General features: G+C 61.9%; 10 protein-coding genes, 4 tRNA genes and 1 pseudogene. 13 read left to right on the top strand and 2 right to left on the bottom strand.

Going from position 1 to position 17,049, the window contains the following annotated elements:
* Positions 1–7 precede the first annotated feature (7 nt).
* Together hpnD and hpnC are read right to left on the bottom strand one after the other, a co-directional pair.
* On the bottom strand, positions 8–841 hold the full coding sequence (hpnD, locus tag ACY34H_RS01905; RefSeq protein ID WP_464975789.1) for a presqualene diphosphate synthase HpnD: 834 nt from the start codon (positions 839–841) through the stop codon (positions 8–10).
* A gap of 34 nt (positions 842–875) precedes the next feature.
* Entirely contained in the window at positions 876–1,697 is an 822-nt protein-coding gene (hpnC, locus tag ACY34H_RS01900; protein ID WP_464975788.1) for a squalene synthase HpnC, read from the bottom strand.
* A gap of 214 nt (positions 1,698–1,911) precedes the next feature.
* Between hpnC and ACY34H_RS01895 the strand changes: the two genes are divergently transcribed.
* From ACY34H_RS01895 to ACY34H_RS01835, 13 genes and pseudogenes are all read left to right on the top strand, one after another.
* Positions 1,912–3,015 (top strand): efflux RND transporter periplasmic adaptor subunit, encoded by a 1,104-nt coding sequence (locus tag ACY34H_RS01895; RefSeq protein ID WP_464975787.1) that lies wholly within the window; start codon positions 1,912–1,914, stop codon positions 3,013–3,015.
* Complete coding sequence (locus tag ACY34H_RS01890) at positions 3,012–6,101, top strand: efflux RND transporter permease subunit (protein ID WP_464975786.1); 3,090 nt, start codon at positions 3,012–3,014, stop codon at positions 6,099–6,101. The genes ACY34H_RS01895 and ACY34H_RS01890 overlap by 4 nt, the downstream gene beginning before the upstream one ends.
* A gap of 281 nt (positions 6,102–6,382) precedes the next feature.
* Positions 6,383–6,469, top strand: a tRNA-Leu gene (locus tag ACY34H_RS01885).
* 32 nt (positions 6,470–6,501) lie between these two features.
* Positions 6,502–7,842: a trigger factor gene (gene tig, locus ACY34H_RS01880; protein WP_464975785.1), complete on the top strand. Its 1,341-nt coding sequence runs from the start codon at positions 6,502–6,504 to the stop codon at positions 7,840–7,842.
* Positions 7,843–7,945: 103 nt separating this feature from the next.
* Positions 7,946–8,563, top strand: a complete 618-nt coding sequence (gene clpP / locus ACY34H_RS01875; RefSeq protein ID WP_371861255.1) for an ATP-dependent Clp endopeptidase proteolytic subunit ClpP — start codon at positions 7,946–7,948, stop codon at positions 8,561–8,563.
* A 457-nt stretch (positions 8,564–9,020) separates the two neighbouring features.
* A complete protein-coding gene (gene clpX / locus ACY34H_RS01870; RefSeq protein ID WP_464975784.1) occupies positions 9,021–10,289 on the top strand; it encodes an ATP-dependent Clp protease ATP-binding subunit ClpX in 1,269 nt (422 codons plus the stop codon).
* A gap of 284 nt (positions 10,290–10,573) precedes the next feature.
* Complete coding sequence (lon, locus tag ACY34H_RS01865; RefSeq protein ID WP_464975783.1) at positions 10,574–12,985, top strand: endopeptidase La; 2,412 nt, start codon at positions 10,574–10,576, stop codon at positions 12,983–12,985.
* Positions 12,986–13,228: 243 nt separating this feature from the next.
* Entirely contained in the window at positions 13,229–13,501 is a 273-nt protein-coding gene (locus tag ACY34H_RS01860) for an HU family DNA-binding protein (RefSeq protein ID WP_107142294.1), read from the top strand.
* Between the two features lie 98 nt (positions 13,502–13,599).
* Positions 13,600–13,675 (top strand) — tRNA-Val (locus ACY34H_RS01855).
* Between the two features lie 90 nt (positions 13,676–13,765).
* Positions 13,766–13,842 (top strand) — tRNA-Asp (locus tag ACY34H_RS01850).
* Between the two features lie 46 nt (positions 13,843–13,888).
* Positions 13,889–13,965 (top strand) — tRNA-Asp (locus tag ACY34H_RS01845).
* Positions 13,966–14,274: 309 nt separating this feature from the next.
* Positions 14,275–16,209: a SurA N-terminal domain-containing protein gene (locus ACY34H_RS01840; RefSeq protein ID WP_464975782.1), complete on the top strand. Its 1,935-nt coding sequence runs from the start codon at positions 14,275–14,277 to the stop codon at positions 16,207–16,209.
* A gap of 454 nt (positions 16,210–16,663) precedes the next feature.
* Positions 16,664–17,049: pseudogene (locus ACY34H_RS01835) on the top strand (group II intron reverse transcriptase/maturase); the annotation flags it as partial.

Raw genomic sequence — 17,049 nt, 5'->3', positions numbered from 1 at the left:
AACGCCTTCAACCGCGAACCCAGGTCTTCCAGGCCAGCCACAGCTTGCGGATCGGTGTCAGCGAGATGCGCTGGGTCAGCACGTGGAAGCCGTCGCGCTCGATCTCGTCGAGCACCGTGCGGTAGATCGCCGCCATGATCAGGCCGGGCCGCTGGGCGCGCCGGTCTTCCTTCGGCAGCAGGGCAAACGCCTCTTCGTAGGAGCGCTGCGCGCGTTCGGCCTGGAAGGCCATCAGTTTCGTGAAATTCTCCGTATGCCGGGCGTTCAGCAGATCCGCGGCGGTGACGCCGAACTGCTGCAGTTCGTTGATCGGCAGGTAGATGCGGCCCTTGCGGGCATCTTCGCCCACGTCGCGGATGATGTTCGTGAGCTGGAACGCGTGCCCCAGCTTCTCTGCGTAGCGCAAGGTTTCCGGGCGCGTGGCGCCGAAGATGCTCGCCGACAGGATGCCGACCACGCCGGCCACGTGCCAGCAGTATTTCGACAGGCCGGCGTAATCGAGGTAGCGGGTCTGGTTCAGGTCCATTTCCATGCCGTCGATGATGGCCTGCATGTGTTCCTGCTGCAGGCCGTACGGCACCACGTGCGGCTGCAGGGCCTTGGTGACCGGGTGGCTGGGCTTGCCCTCGTACATGGCCGCCATTTCGGTGCGCCACCAGGCCAGCTTGATGCGCGCCAGCGATTCGTCGGTGCACTCGTCGACCGTGTCGTCCACTTCGCGGCAGAACGCGTACAGCGCCGTGATCGCGCGCCGGCGGTCGGGCGGGAGGAACAGGAAGCTGTAATAGAAACTCGAACCGCTGGCGGCGGCTTTCTGCTGGCAGTAATCGTCGGGAGACATGTAATTATTTTGCAATATTGCGCGTTCGAAGGCGCTATTCTAATGGCACCGGCCGCAGCGCGCGCCAGAAAACTTTCAGCCAGTCGGTACGCCGCAGCATGGGACGGCGCCGGAAGACGTCGTAATCGACTTCCTCGATCGCTTCCAGGATGCGCAAGCCGCCATGCACCACCAGGCGCAGTTCCAGGCCGATGCGGCCGGGCAGGCGCCACGCCAGCGGCGCGCCGGCCAGCATCAGGGCGCGCGTGCGTTCGACCTCGAAGCGCATCAGCGCGCGCCATTTGCCATGGGCGGCCGGGTTGTCCAGGTGCGCCGGCGAGATCGCGAAGCGGGCCAGGTCTTCCATGGGGATGTAGATGCGTTCCTTGTGCTGGTCCACCGCGACGTCCTGCCAGAAGTTGATCAGCTGGAGGGCGGTGCAGATCGCATCCGAATCGCGCACATTGTCCGGCGTGGCGGCGCCGTAGAGGTGCAGCATCAGGACCCCGACCGGGTTGGCCGAACGGCGGCAGTAGTCCAGCAGTTCGCCGTAGGACTGGTAGCGGGTTACCGTGACGTCCTGCCGGAAGGCGGACAGCAGGTCATGGAAGGGCTTCAGTGGCAGGTCATGTTGCGCGACGGTGGCGGCCAGGCGCTGGAACACCGGGCCGGCCGGCGGTGCGCCCAGCTCGATGTGCACCAGCGCTGCTTCGTATTCGGCCAGGGCGGCAAGTCGCTCGGCGGGAGTCGCGTCGCCTTCGTCGGCGACATCGTCGGCGCCGCGGGCGAACGCATAGATGGCCTGCACGGCAGGGACGAGCCGGCGCGGCAGCAGCAGCGACGCGACGGGAAAGTTTTCATAGTGATCGACTGCCATGGGTGTTGGCGCGGCTAACTGACGCGAAAGTCATTTTCAAAGTCATTCGCCACGTCTATAATTTTCATCTCATTTTGTAAATTTATTAATGGAAAGTCATCAATTCAGCCCGCAATCATAGTGCTTAAGCGTGGCCGCCGCAATTGAGGTCGCAAGCGAGGATGGCATTGCAGCCGGAATTGCAGTCATCTATATAAGAGTGAAGGAAAGTACCGTGCAAGTCCTGAAGTCCTGTGTGATCGCGGTTGCCGCCGTGCTGCTGGCCGCCTGTTCGAAGCCGCCGGAGCAGAGTGCCGATGTACGGCCCGTGCGCGCCATGGTGCTGCAAAGTTCCGATGTGGATGTGAATGCGGAGTTCTCCGGCGAAGTGCGGGCCCGTTACCAGTCGCAGCTGGGTTTCCGCGTTCCCGGCAAGATCGTTTCCCGCAAGGTCGATGTCGGGACGGTCGTGCGCAAGGGCCAGGCCCTGATGCAGCTCGATCCGCAAGACCTGCGCCTGGGCCAGGCGCAGTCGCTGGCCACGCTGCGCGCCGCGGAGACCAGCCGCGACCTGGCGGCGGCGGACGTGAAGCGCTACCGCGAACTGCGTGCGCAGAACTTCGTCGCCCAGGCCGTCCTCGATGAAAAGGAATCGGCGCTACGCGCGGCCGAGGCGCAGGTGGACGCGGCACGCGCCGGCTATCGCGAGCAGTCGAACCAGGCCGGCTATGCGGCACTGGTGGCCGACATGGACGGCGTCGTCACGCAGGTGGCGGCCGAGACGGGCCAGGTGGTGGCCGCGGGTACGCCGGTCGTCACGGTGGCCCGCACGGACGAAAAGGAAGTGGTGTTCGGCGTGCCGGAAGACCGCGTCGACGCACTGCGCCAGGTGACCGACGTGCATGTTCGCCTGTGGGCCGCGCCGGATCGGGCCGTGGCGGCAAAGATCCGTGAAGTGTCGCCGGTGGCCGATCCGGCCACGCGCACCTACGCATTCAAGGTGGCGCTGCCGCCGGCGCTCACCCAGGCGAAGCTGGGCATGACGGCGGTGGTGCAGTTCGCATCGAAAGGCGAGCCGAAGATCAAGGTGCCGCTGTCGGCACTGTTCCACGACCGGAATGCCACCTCCGTGTGGGTCGTCGAGAACGGCGCCGTCAAGCTCGTGCCGGTCACCGTTGTGGCCGCCGACGGCAACGACCTGGTGCTGGGCAGCGGCGTCAAGGCCGGCCAGACCGTCGTCACCGCCGGCGTGCACCTGCTCAAGCCCGGGCAGAAGGTGCGCATCCTTGGTGACGATGTTCCGAAGGCGCCCGCCGCGCCGGCCGCCAAGGGGGCATGATGCGAGGCTTCAACCTGTCGCGGTGGGCCCTCGAACACATTCCGCTGACACGCTACCTGATCGCCGTGATGCTGATCGGTGGCATGCTCAGCTACCAGAACCTGGGCCAGGACGAGGATCCGCCATTTACTTTCCGCATCATGGTGGTGCAGGCCTTCTGGCCGGGTGCCACCGCGCTGCAGATGGCCAACCAGGTCACCGACAAACTGGAAAAGAAGCTGCAGGAAACGCCGTATATCGACGAGATCAGCAGTTATTCGAAGCCGGGCCAGACGCTGATCATGCTGAGCCTGCGCGAATCGACGCCGCCGAAGGAAACCGGCAACGCCTGGTACCAGGTGCGCAAGAAGGTGGGCGATATCGCCGGCACGCTGCCGCAGGGAGTGATCGGACCCACCTTCAACGACGAATTCGGCGACACGTACGGCTCGATCTTCGCGCTGTCGGGCGATGGCTTCACCTATGCCGAGATGAAGGATTACGCCGACTTCGTGCGCCAGCAGCTGCTGCGCGTATCGAAAGTCTCGAAGGTCGAACTGTTCGGCGTGCAGGATGAAAAGATCGACATCGAGTTCTCGCACCAGAAGTTCGCCCAGCTGGGTATTCCGTTCGAGCAGATCGTCGACCAGATCGCCACGCAGAACACGATCGAGGCGACCGGCACGCTGGTCACGCCGACCGACAACCTGCAGGTGCGCGTGACCGGCGCGCTGGCCACGGTGAAGGACCTGGAGGAGCTAGTACTGCGCGCCAACGGCACCACGTTCCGGCTGGGCGATTTCGCCACGATCCGGCGCGGCTACCAGGACCCGCCGCGCGACAAGATGCGCTTCAACGGCAAGGAGGTGATCGGCCTGGGCGTATCGATGGAAAAGGGCGGCAACATCATCGAGATGGGCAAGGCGCTCGAGCAGACCGTGGGCGACCTGAAAGGCAAGCTGCCGGTCGGCATCGAGCTGGCGCGTGTGTCGGACCAGCCGCAGGCCGTCACGGCTTCCGTCGGCGAGTTCGTCCACACGCTGGTCGAAGCCGTGCTGATCGTGCTGGCTGTCAGCTTCGTCGCGCTGGGCCTGCACACGAAGCCGAAGTTGCGGCTCGACGTGCGGCCCGGACTGGTGGTGGCGCTGACCATCCCGCTGGTGCTGGCCGTGACGTTCCTGTTCATGCGCATGCTGAACATCGACCTGCACAAGATCTCGCTGGGCGCGCTGATCATCGCGCTGGGGCTGCTGGTGGACGACGCCATCATCGCCGTCGAAATGATGGTGCGGAAGATGGAGGAGGGTCTGTCGCGCCTGGAAGCGGCCACATTCGCGTACACGTCCACGGCCTTGCCGATGCTGACCGGCACGCTGATCACCGTGGCGGGCTTCCTGCCGATCGGACTGGCGCAATCGACGGCGGGCGAGTACACGTTCTCGCTGTTCTCGGTGAATGCGATCGCGCTGATCATGTCGTGGGTGATCGCGGTGGTGTTCACTCCTTATATCGGCTACCTGCTGCTCAAGGTGCAGCCGCATGCGCCGGGCGAGCACGGGCACGACGTATTCGACTCGCCCGGTTTCCAGCGCTTCCGGCGCGTGGTGACCTGGTGCGTGGAGTGGCGCAAGACGACCATCGGCGCCACCCTGGTGATCTTCGCGCTCGGCGTGTACGGCTTCGAGTTCATCGAGAAGCAGTTCTTCCCGGATTCTTCGCGGCCCGAGCTGATGGTGGAAATGTGGTCCCCCGAAGGCACCGCGTTTTCCGCCAACGAGGCGCAGGTCAGGAAGTTCGAGGAGTTCATCCGCAAGCAGCCGGGCGTGGTCTCCGTGACCAGCTATGTCGGTACCGGCAGCCCGCGCTTCTACCTGCCGCTGGACCAGATCTTCCCGCAGACGAACGTGTCGCAGATCGTCGTGCTGCCGAAGGACCTGGAGGCACGCGCGGAGCTGCACAGGAAGATCACGCAGGTCTTCCATGACGACTTCCCGGAAGTGCGAGGCCGCGTGAAGCTGCTGCCGAACGGTCCTCCGGTGCCGTATCCGGTGCAGTTCCGCGTGACCGGCACCGAGGTCGACAAGGTGCGCGCGATTGCCGACCAGGTGAAGGACATCGTGCGGGCCAATCCGAACGCGGTCGGCACCAACGACAACTGGAACGAATCGGTGAAGGTGCTGCGCCTCGACCTGGACCAGGAGCGCATGCGCGCGCTCGGCGTGACGACGCAGACCGTGATGCGGGCCGCGAACACGATCCTGTCCGGCACGGTGATCGGGCAGTTCCGCGAAGGCATCCGGCTGATCGATATCCAGGTGCGCCAGCCGCTGGCGGAGCGGCAGACGATCGAGGTCCTGAACAATACCAACGTGCCCACGGCCAGCGGCCGCTCGGTGCCCATCTCCCAGCTGGCGCGCGTGCAGTTCGTGTGGGAGCCGGGGGTGGTGTGGCGGCTGGGCCGCGAATGGGCGATCACGGTGCAGGCCGACGTCGTCGAGGGGATCCAGGGGCCGACCGTGTCGGGCCAGATCAACCCGCGCCTGGCTGACTTGCGTGCGCGCCTGCCGGCCGGCTACAAGATCGAGGAGAAGGGCGCGGCCGCCGATAGCGGCGAGGCCGAGCAGTCGATCGCGGCCAACCTGCCGCTGGCGCTGTTCCTCATCTTTACCCTGCTGATGCTGCAGCTGCACAGCTTTTCCCGATCCCTGCTGGTGTTCCTGACCGGGCCGCTGGGTGTCGCGGGCGCCGCGTTCGCCCTGCTGCTGCTGGGCCGGCCGCTGGGCTTTGTCGCCAACCTCGGCATCATTGCGCTGTTCGGCATGATCATCCGCAATTCGGTGATCCTGGTCGACCAGATCGAGCAGGACATCAAGGCCGGCGCGGCGCCGTGGGATGCGATCGTGGAATCGGCGGTGCGGCGCTGCCGGCCGATCCTGCTGACGGCCGCCGCCGCCGCGCTGGCGATGATTCCTTTGTCGCGCTCGGTATTCTGGGGGCCAATGGCGGTGGCGATCATGGGCGGGCTGGTGCTGGCGACGGCACTGACGTTATTGTTCCTGCCGGCCTTGTATGCGGCGTGGTTCCGGGTTAAGAAGCCGGTGCGGTGAGTTTGAATCGGGGAGTGCAATGGCGATGTAATTGACGCGGCGGCCAGCTTATTAATTGATCAGTTGGCTAAAGGTCAAAAATCATCCCCATTCTCGGGAAAAACCAGTAAAATGCCGTGTTGAAGTTGAAAGCCCCTGTCAATTGCAGGGTAGGGCGACCCGTTTTCACTTAATGGTCGCCCTTTGCTTTTGTGCAAAGTAGCAATGGGAAAGCTGGAGATCCCGGAAAGCGCCGCGCAGTGTGGTAATACGCGGCGGCGCTTTGCGAGGTTTCCCATAGCGCGAGGATGGCGAAATTGGTAGACGCACCAGGTTTAGGTCCTGACGCCAGCAATGGTGTGGGGGTTCGAGTCCCCCTCCTCGCACCAACAGTATTCACAATTTTTTGGACGATTTTTACATGGCAACTGCTGTCGAAAACTTGGGCAAACTCGAACGCCGACTCACGATTTCCTTCCCGCTGTCGGACGTCCGCTCCGAAGTGGAAAAGCGCCTGAAAGTCCAGGCCAAGTCCGCGCGCGCTCCCGGCTTCCGTCCGGGCAAGGTGCCGATGAAGATGGTGGCGGCCCAGTACGGCTACCAGATCGAAACCGAAGTCCTGAACGACAAGGTCGGCCGCGCGTTCAACGACGCCGCCAACGAAAACAACCTGCGCGTTGCCGGTTTCCCGAAGATCGAACCAAAAGAAGGTTCGCCGGAAGGCCAGCTGACCTTCGATGCCACCTTCGAGGTGTACCCGGAAGTGGAAGTCGGCGACCTGTCCCAGGCCGAGATCGAGACCGTGAAATCGTCCGTGACCGACGTCGAGATCGACAAGACCATCGACATCCTGCGCAAGCAGCGTGTCCACTTCCACACCAAGGGTGAGGCCGGCGAGCATGGCGACGGCGGCGAAGCCGTTGCCGCCAACGGCGACCGCGTGACCGTGGACTTCGTCGGCAAGATCGATGGCGAGGAATTCGCCGGCGGCAAGGCCGAGGACTACGTGTTCGTACTGGGCGAAGGCCGCATGCTGCCGGAATTCGAAGCAGCCACGGTCGGCCTGAAAGTGGGCGAAGCCAAGACGTTCCCGCTGGCTTTCCCCGAGGATTACCATGGCAAGGACGTGGCCGGCAAGACCGCCGAGTTCACGATCACGCTGAAGAAGCTGGAATGGGCGCACCTGCCCGAGGTGGATGCCGAGTTCGCGAAATCGCTGGGCGTAGCCGACGGCGACCTGGCCAAGATGCGCGATGACATCAAGGTCAACCTGGAGCGCGAAGTGAACGGCCGCGTCAAGGCGCGCAACAAGGAAGCAGTGATGGACGCGCTGGTCAATACCGCCACGCTGGATGTGCCGCAAGCGCTGATCGACCAGGACACCGAGCGCCTGGCCGAGATGACCCGCCAGGACATGGCCGCCCGCGGCATGAACGTAAAAGATGTACCATTCCCGCCGGAGCTGTTCAAGGACAAGGCCGAGCGCCGCGTGCGCCTGGGCCTGATCCTGTCGAAGCTGGTCGGCGACAACGAACTGCAAGCCACGCCTGAACAGGTGAAGGCGCAGATCGAGGACTTCGCACAGAGCTATGAAGATCCGCGCGAAGTGCTGAAGTACTACTACAGCGATCGCCGCCGCCTGGCCGAAGTGGAAGCTCTTGTATTGGAAGAAAACGTCGTCACTTATGTCCTGGGCCTGTCCAAGACGTCGGCGAAGGAAGTGCCGTTCGACGAATTGATGGGAAGCGCAGCGCAGGGCTAAGTCTCCCTGTCGTAAAAACATCCGGCGCCGGCCGGCTGACGGTTGCGTGAAAATGCATACTGCAGCCGGCCGGTGCGCTTCACAAGGAAAAGGAATGATCGGAATGAACCGCAATCCGGCACTGGACACGGAAATGCTCGGCCTGGTGCCGATGGTCATCGAACAGAGCGGCCGCGGCGAGCGCTCGTATGACATCTACTCGCGCCTCCTGAAGGAACGCGTGATCTTCATGGTCGGCCCGGTCAACGACCAGATGGCCAACCTGATCGTGGCGCAGCTGCTGTTCCTGGAAAGCGAAAATCCCGACAAGGATATTTCGCTGTACATCAATTCGCCCGGTGGTTCCGTTTCGGCCGGCCTGGCGATCTTCGACACGATGCAGTTCATCAAGCCCGATGTCTCGACGCTGTGCACGGGCATGGCTGCCTCGATGGGCGCGTTCCTGCTGGCCGCGGGCGCGAAGGGCAAGCGTTTCTCGCTGCCGAACTCGCGCATCATGATCCACCAGCCGTCCGGCGGCTCGCAGGGCCAGGCATCGGATATCGAAATCCAGGCCAAGGAAATCCTGTACCTGCGCCATCGCCTGAACAGCATCCTGGCCGAGCGCACCGGCCAGACCATCGACCAGATCGCCAAGGACACGGACCGCGACCGCTTCATGTCGGGCGACGAGGCCGCCGAGTATGGCCTGATCGACAAGGTGTTGACGACCCGCGCTTGATTTAACCCAAGCGGTGGCCAGCGCATCGCAGCGAAAACGCGAAAATTACGCCCGGACGCCACACCGTTCCGGGCGTTTTATTTTTATTTCGGGTAGCATGTGGTTGTGTGCAGGACTTCTTGCCTCATCACACGCCCTGTCTGCACGGTTGGGTTGTACTGCTGGATCCATCGGTATCCATGAGTCTCGATGACCGCACGGCTGGATTCATGCATGCTGATATATGAAAGTTGGCCTGCAGGGTAATGCAGCGGTTCGAGTAATGCGTCATGCAGTGTGTTATGTAGTGTATTTTGTAATAGCCTGCGTAATGATTGATTCACCCGCGTGGCAGTTTGCTCACCAGGTTGCTCATTGACTTGGTTCATCGATTAGATCGGTAATGCATCCAGCGACACATTCAGCGGCAGTTCAGCAACCTGTGCAACACTATTCTTGTAACTAAAGAAAACGTCCCATGTCCGACAAAAAATCTTCCAGCGGCGAAAAACTTCTGTACTGCTCCTTCTGCGGCAAGAGCCAGCACGAGGTCAAGAAGCTGATCGCCGGGCCCTCCGTCTTCATCTGCGACGAGTGCATTGATTTGTGCAATGACATCATCCGCGACGAGACGTCCAGCATCGAATCCGTTACGGGCGCCAAATCGGACTTGCCGACGCCCCACGAGATCGCCGAGCTGCTGAACCAGTATGTGATCGGCCAGCAAACGGCCAAGCGCATCCTGTCGGTGGCCGTGTACAACCACTACAAGCGCCTGAAGCACTTGGGCAAGAAAGACGACGTCGAACTGGCCAAGAGCAATATCCTGCTCGTCGGCCCGACCGGCTCCGGCAAGACGCTGCTGGCGCAAACGCTGGCACGCATGCTGAACGTTCCGTTCGTGATCGCCGACGCCACCACGCTGACCGAGGCGGGCTACGTGGGTGAGGACGTTGAAAACATCATCCAGAAGCTGCTGCAGAGCTGCAACTACGATGTGGAAAAGGCCCAGCGCGGCATCGTCTACATCGACGAGATCGACAAGATTTCGCGCAAGTCCGACAACCCGTCGATCACCCGCGACGTGTCCGGCGAAGGCGTGCAGCAGGCCTTGCTGAAGCTTATCGAAGGCACGATGGCATCGGTGCCGCCGCAAGGTGGCCGCAAGCATCCGAACCAGGATTTCGTGCAGATCGACACCACGAACATCATGTTCATTTGCGGCGGCGCTTTCGATGGCCTGGCGAAGATCATCTCGAACCGGTCGGAAAAGAGCGGCATCGGCTTCTCGGCCACCGTGAAGAGCAAGGAACAGCGTTCCAACAGCGACATCCTGCTGGAAGCGGAACCGGAAGACCTGATCAAGTTCGGCCTGATTCCCGAGCTGGTCGGCCGCCTGCCGGTGGTCGCCACGCTGGCGGAGCTGACCGAAGAAGCACTGATCCAGATCCTGGTCGAGCCGAAGAACGCGCTGATCAAGCAGTACGGCAAGCTGCTGGAAATGGAAGGCGCGGAACTCGAAATCCGCCCGGCTGCATTGCACGCCATTGCCCGCAAGGCGCTGGCACGCAAGACCGGCGCGCGGGGCCTGCGTTCGATCCTGGAACATGCGCTGCTTGATATCATGTATGACCTGCCGAACCAGCAGAATGTCACCAAAGTGGTTATCGATGAAAACACCATTACCCAGGGTGCAAAGCCGTTGTTGATTTATCAGGAGTCGCCGAAAGCATCCGGCGAAAACTGATCGGTGCGTGCAATTGAAGTCTGCACACCGGTCGAAAAAAGCGTTTTGCATCCGTAGAGCAACGCAGTACAATCGAAACCAATAAGAGAAGCAGGCTTCATTCGGAAAGCCACTCGCGGCGCTCGTCGCGCGTGGCTTTTTCTATTTGTAGCTGCTGACTTTTAGAGCAGCGCTGCCAATATTTCCAACAAGATTATGTGTTGAGAAGAATTATTCTGGCGGCGGGTCTTGTGATTCGGCTGCGAGTGCCTACATCATAAACATGCTTTTACATAAGGTACGCCATGACAACTTCCAAATTAACTGAGCAGACCCAACTGCCGTTGTTGCCTTTACGGGATGTCGTCGTTTTCCCGCATATGGTGATACCCCTGTTCGTAGGGCGTCCAAAATCGATCAAGGCGCTGGAAGCGGCAATGGAGCAAGGCAAGAGCATTATGCTTGCCGCACAAAAGGCCGCCGCCAAGGACGAGCCTTCCCCTACCGATATCTATGAAATCGGCTGCGTCGCCAATATCCTTCAAATGCTGAAGCTGCCTGACGGTACCGTGAAGGTGCTCGTCGAAGGCGCGCAGCGCGCGCGCATCCGCAAGATTACCGATACTCCCACGCACTTCGTGGCCGAGCTGCAGCCTCTGGATTCCGAAATCGGCGACGATTCCGAAATCGAGGCGATGCGCCGCGCGATCGTGCAGCAGTTCGACCAGTACGTCAAACTGAACAAGAAAATCCCGCCCGAGATCCTGGCGTCGCTGTCGGGCATCGATGATGCCGGCCGCCTGGCCGATACCGTGGCCGCGCACCTGCCGCTGAAACTCGAGCAGAAGCAGGTCATCCTGGAGATCTTCAACGTCGCCAAGCGCCTCGAGCACCTGCTGGGCCAGCTGGAAGGCGAGCTGGACATCCTTCAGGTCGAGAAACGCATTCGCGGCCGCGTCAAGCGCCAGATGGAAAAGTCGCAGCGCGAGTACTACCTGAATGAACAGGTAAAGGCGATCCAGAAGGAACTGGGCGAGGGCGAGGACGGTGCCGATTTCGACGAGCTCGAGAAGAAGGTGCTGGCCGCCAAGATGCCGAAGGAGGCACTGGACAAGGCCAATGCCGAACTGAAGAAGCTGAAGCTGATGTCGCCGATGTCCGCCGAGGCGACCGTCGTGCGCAACTACATCGATACGCTGGTGTCGCTGCCGTGGAAGAAGAAGTCGAAGGTCACCAGCGATCTGTCGAATGCCGAGAAAGTGCTGGAAACGGATCATTACGGTCTCGACAAGGTCAAGGAACGCATCCTGGAATACCTCGCGGTGCAGCAGCGCGTCGACAAGCTGAAAGCGCCGATCCTGTGCTTCGTCGGTCCTCCGGGCGTCGGCAAGACATCGCTCGGGCAGTCGATCGCCCGCGCCACCAACCGCAAGTACGTGCGGATGGCGCTGGGCGGCGTGCGCGACGAAGCCGAGATCCGCGGCCACCGCCGTACCTATATCGGCTCGATGCCGGGCAAGGTGCTGCAGTCGCTGTCGAAGGTGGGCGTGCGCAATCCGCTGTTCCTGCTGGACGAGATCGACAAGATGGGTGCGGACTTCCGCGGCGACCCGTCGTCGGCCCTGCTCGAAGTGCTGGACCCGGAACAGAACCACACGTTCTCGGACCACTACATCGAGGTGGACTTTGACCTGTCCGATGTGATGTTCGTGGCCACGTCGAACTCGTACAACATCCCCCCGGCATTGCTGGACCGGATGGAGGTGATCCGCCTGTCGGGTTACACCGAAGATGAAAAGACCAGCATCGCGCTGCGCTATCTGCTGCCGAAGCAAATCAAGAACAACGGCCTGAAGGAAGGCGAAGTCACGGTCAGCGAAGCAGCCATCCGCGACGTGATCCGCTACTACACCCGCGAAGCCGGCGTGCGTTCGCTGGAACGCGAGGTGTCGAAGATCTGCCGCAAGGTAGTCAAGCTGCTGCTCCTGAAGAAGACCGAGAAGAAGGTCGCTGTTACGCCGAAGAACCTGGACAAGTTCCTGGGTGTGCGTCGTTACGACTTCGGCGTGGCCGAAAAGGAAAACCAGGTGGGCCAGGTGGTCGGCCTTGCCTGGACCGAAGTCGGCGGCGACCTGCTGACGATCGAATCGGTCGCCGTGCCGGGCAAGGGTGCCGTCATCCGCACCGGTACGCTGGGCGATGTGATGAAGGAGTCCATCGAGGCGGCGCGCACGGTGGTACGCAGCCGGGCGCAGCGCCTGGGTATCAAGGCGGAGGTGTTCGAGAAGCAGGATATCCACATCCACGTGCCGGAAGGCGCGACGCCGAAGGACGGACCGTCCGCCGGTATCGCGATGACGACGGCGATGGTATCGGTGTTCACCGGCATTCCTGTCCGAGCGGATGTCGCGATGACGGGCGAGATCACGCTGCGCGGCGAAGTGCTGCCGATCGGCGGCCTGAAGGAGAAGCTGCTGGCGGCGCATCGAGGTGGCATCAAGACGGTCCTGATCCCCGAGCAGAACGTGAAGGACCTGGCCGAGATCCCGGACAACGTCAAGAACAAGCTCGAGATCGTGCCGGTACGCTGGATCGACAAGGTGCTCGAAATCGCGCTGGAACGTCAGCCGGAAGCGCTTGCCGATGTGCCGGCGGTGGAGCCGGTGGCGGCCGCCGCGCAGAAGGCGGACGGGCCGACCGAGGTGGTCAAGCACTGACGTTTCGCTCAGCAAGTTGAGAAAGGGCGCCTTCGGGCGCCCGGTTTGTGAAAAACGGGCACTTGAGGTGCCCGTTTTGCGTTTCAGAGGGTGTTTTTTACATGTTGACGCCTTGACACAGGGCAAGCCCGGCTTGTTTAATACGGCCTGAGATTTTTCTCTGCCTGAAATTACCGTGTGCATTCGCAAACAAACGAAGTAAACGGTATAAACGATTTAAACCTTTGTGACGGGGAACTAGCTGTGAACAAGACTGAACTGATCGACCATATCGCCACTTCCGCCGATATCTCCAAAGCGGCCGCGGCGCGTGCCCTGGACGCGATGATCGATGGCGTAACCACCACCCTGGCCAAGAACGACAGCGTTACCCTGGTCGGCTTCGGCACCTTCATGGTCAGCGAGCGCGCTGCCCGTACCGGCCGCAACCCGCGCACGAAGGAAGAGATCACGATCGATGCAGCAAAGGTGCCGAAATTTAAGGCTGGTAAAGCCCTGAAGGATGCAGTAAACTAATGGCCTTCGGTGAGCGGCCCGGCTGTTCACCGATCGTTGCATGCGATCGCTGCCTGCAATTTCTGCAGGCGGTTGCTGCATCCCGTTGCTGCAAAGCGGGGCGCTTAGCTCAGTTGGTAGAGCGGATCCCTTACAAGGATTAGGTCGGGAGTTCGAGCCTCTCAGCGCCCACCAGCCAGCTTGCTGCAAGCGGATGTGCTGGAAGTAGAGCAGTGAAAAAAAGGTAGTGGCAGTAACGTAGTAAACAGTATGTGCGTTTTTGCAGGAGCGGTAGTTCAGTTGGTTAGAATACCGGCCTGTCACGCCGGGGGTCGCGGGTTCGAGCCCCGTCCGCTCCGCCAGCAAAAGCGCGAATACTGATGATCCGATTCTTTTGAATCGCTACCGGGAGCGGTAGTTCAGTTGGTTAGAATACCGGCCTGTCACGCCGGGGGTCGCGGGTTCGAGCCCCGTCCGCTCCGCCAGAATCAGCAAAAAAAGCCCGGCTTGCCGGGCTTTTTTTCGTCCTGATTCCGGTGCCATGGAGTGCTTTCCCTGCCGGCGGCGCGACGGGCACTCGCCAGTTTGCCACCTGCTTCGCCATTCCCCCCTTTGCCGAGCTCGCGCTCTGCGAAACATGACGCCTCCATTCCCTCGCTCCACTCACCCTTGCCGTTTTTTCAAATGCTCACCTTGCTATAGCGGAATGTGCCCCCTATAATCGCGTGAGCAGCGAAAGGGGCGAACGCTAACGTTCGCCTTTTTTTTGTAATGCATAACCTGATAAATTGGCCATGTTTGAATTCATACGTACGCATCAGAAACTGATGCAGATTTTGCTGGCGATCGTGATCGTTCCATCGTTCGTATTCGTTGGCGTGCAGGGCTACGACAGCATGGGCGACAGCGCAACCACGCTCGCCAAGGTCGACGGCAAACCGGTGACCCAGCAGGAGTTCGATAACGCGTTGCGCCGCCAGCTGGACCAGTACCGCCAGCGTTTCGGCGAGCAGTTCGACCAGAAGATGTTCGACACCCCCGAGTTCCGCCAGAGCGTGCTGGACAACCTGATCGCGCAGCGCGCGGTTACGTCCGAAGTCGTGCGCGGCCACCTCACGGTGAGCGACGCGGCACTGCAGAAGGCGATCCTCGACAGCATCCAGGACATTCCGGGCATGATCACGCCGGAAGGCAAGGTGGACATCGAGCGCTACCGCGCGATGCTGGCCAATAACAGCGGCCTGACGCCGGAAGGCTTCGAGCAGACGATGCGCCACGACATGGCCGTGCAGCAGCTGGTCAGCGGCATCCAGGCAACCGCTTTCGCGCCGCGCACCGTCACCAAGCTGGTCACCGACCTCACCGAACAGGAACGCGACGTGCAGGAACTGGCCATGCCGCTGCAGCAGTTCGTGGCCAACGTGAAAGTCACCGACGACATGATCAAGGCGTACTACGACAGGAACGCCAAGCAGTACGCGGTGCCGGCGCAGGCCCGCATCGAGTACGTGGTGCTCGATGCCAAGGCCATCGAAGGCCAGGTCAGCGTGAGCGACGAGGAAGTGGCCGCGTTCTACAAGGGCAACCAGGCGCGCTACACCGCGCCGGAAGAGCGGCGCGCCAGCCATATCCTGGTCGCCGTCAACAAGGATGCGAAAGCGGCCGACAAGGCTGCCGCCAAGGCCAAGGCAGAGGCGATCCTGGCCGACCTGAAGAAAGCGCCGGGCACGTTCGCCCAGGTCGCCAAGGCCAAGTCGGAAGATCCGGGTTCGGCCGAGCAGGGCGGCGACCTTGGTGTGATCGAGAAAGGCTCGCTGGTACCGTCGGTCGAGCAGTCGATCTTCGCGCTGAAACAGGGCGAGATCAGCAACGTGGTCGAATCGGAATTCGGTTATCACGTCATCACCGTCACGTCGGTCAAGCCTGCCGTCGTCAAGCCGCTGGATGACGTGAAGACGGAGATCGCCGCCGACCTGCGCAAGCAGAAGGCCGGCAAGAAGTACTCGGAAGTGGTGGAGACCTTCACCAATACCGTGTATGAACAGTCCGACAGCCTGAAGCCGGTGGCGGACAAGCTGGCCCTGAAGATCGAGACCGCCGAGAACGTCACGCGGACCCCGGCCCAGGGCGCCGCGCCCGCGCCGTACAACAACGCCAAGTTCCTGGCTGCGCTGTTCGCCGACGACGCCGTCAAGAACAAGCGCAATACCGAAGCCGTCGAAGTCGCACCGAGCACGCTGGTATCCGGCCGCATCGTCGAGTTCAAGCCGGCGTCGCAGAAGCCACTCGCCGACGTGAGCGCCGAGATCCGCCAGCGCGTCACGCTCGAGGAAGCGATGAAGGCCGCGAAGGCTGCCGGCGAGGCGAAGCTGGCCGCGCTGAAGAAGGCCGATGACGCCACCGGCTTCAGCCCCGTGCAGACCGTGTCGCGCGCCAAGGCCGACGGCATGCCGCCACTGGTCGCGCGCGCCGTGCTGAAAGCCGACACGTCGAAGCTGCCGGCCTACGTGGGCGTGGAACTGCCGGGCATGGGCTATGGCATCTACCGCATCGGCAAGGTGCACCAGCCAGCCGCGACCGATGAGGCACGCCTTGCATCGGCCCGCGAGCAGATCGGCAATATCGTCGCCCAGCAGGACATGCTGAACTATGTCGAGGTGTTGAAGGACAAGGCGAAGGTCAAGGTCATGCGTCCGCTGGCCGACGCGAAAGCGAACGGCGCGGAGTAAGTGCCGCACAGCCCGTAAAAAAGCCACCGCGAGGTGGCTTTTTTCATTGCGTGCGCCCAGCATGGGCGCACTCCTGTGGGTGAAAGTCTCGCCGCGAGCTGACCACAGCGAGCGAAGTGAAGCGCAACTGCGGAAGAGTAATCGACCGTGGGAAGGAAGCGTGGAGCGTAAATCATGAGCCGAGGAACACGAATCGCATAGAAGGCGCTGCCAAGCAGGGCGAGCGGGCCCAAGACCGCGAAGCTCTTGTGGTCAAGGCGAAGCGGCGTAGATGCGGCGGTTGTGTGATGAAGGAATGCGGCCCTTACCTGGGGACGCCCTGCCTCACGTCTGAAAGGACGGCGGCGTTGCCGTAGCAGGGTCTCAGCAGAGGTCATAGTAGTTGGAGGTAGCGCCGGGAAGGCTCGACTCCGCCAACGAAGGACCGAACGAGTAGGAGTGTCTTTTTTCCGGCATGTCGATACAACAGGCAATGCGTCAGATGCCCGCGTCAGCGGGGCGGGAGGCCGTAGGTCAGGGTGAAGCCTTGGCTGCAACTTCCAGCGACGAAGCCTGTGGTCCGCGACATGTGTCAGGAAACGCAGGATCGGCGCTGCTGCAAGCAGCGCCGAGAAGGGAAAATCTGCTGCAGGCGTTCAAGCGTGTGCGTGCCAACAAGGGCGCAGCCGGGGTGGATGGTCGGGACATTGACGAAACCTCGCGCTATCTGGCCGTCGCCTGGCCGGAAATACGCGAACAACTGCTGGCAGGGACGTACCGGCCCAGCCCGGTACGAAGGGTGACGATCCCGAAGCCCGACGGTGGCGAGCGTGAGCTCGGCATCCCGACGGTGACGGATCG

The sequence above is a fragment of the Pseudoduganella sp. jia 9 genome, from assembly GCF_055502615.1.
This window is presented reverse-complemented; position numbering and strand designations above follow the sequence as displayed.